This window comes from Mesorhizobium sp. M1329 (assembly GCF_040318035.1).
GTDB lineage: Bacteria > Pseudomonadota > Alphaproteobacteria > Rhizobiales > Rhizobiaceae > Mesorhizobium.
Map to the genome: position 1 here is coordinate 1 of NZ_JAMYLN010000099.1, position 564 is coordinate 564.

A 564-nucleotide genomic window follows, 5' to 3' on the forward strand; every position below is an offset into this window, starting at 1 on the left:
TGACATCGAAGCTGCGAAACGCGGTGGCCAGATGGCGATTTTGTTCCATTTTCAGGGCACAGGGCCGTTCGAGACAGAGCTTAATCTGGTCGAGGCCTTTCAAGCGCTGGGCTTGCGGATGGTGCAACTGACCTACAACAGGAAGGACTACGTTGGGGACGGATGCGAAGAAGAGATCGACGGCGGGCTTAGCAGGTTCGGCAAGGCTCTTGTTCAGAGGCTGAATGAGAACAGGATTGTCGTCGACTGCACCCATACCGGCTACAAGACGACCATGGATGCCTTGTCGCTGACGACGAGACCTGCGGTCTTCTCTCATTCGAATTCTGCCGCTGTGTTTCCCAGCAAGAGAAACATCCAGGACGACCAAGCGAAGGCAGCAGCGGCCACCGGGGGGCTTGTCGGCATCACCGCTGTCCCGCAGTTCATTGTAGCCGCCAATGGCGGCGCAGCGCGGCCCTCGCTTGATGATCTGATCGCGCATATCGACCATTTCGTCTCGCTTATTGGCATCGACCATGTCGGCCTTGGGCTGGATTACTGGTGGGGAACTCTTCCGTTCTC

At 57.4% G+C, this 564-nt stretch carries 1 protein-coding gene; it reads left to right on the plus strand.

Annotated features, from left to right (window positions below):
• Nucleotides 1-31: 31 nt before the first annotated feature.
• Nucleotides 32-564, plus strand: a 533-nt coding sequence (locus tag NKH21_RS32730) for a membrane dipeptidase (protein ID WP_352870036.1), incomplete at its 3' end; no start/stop codon positions are given.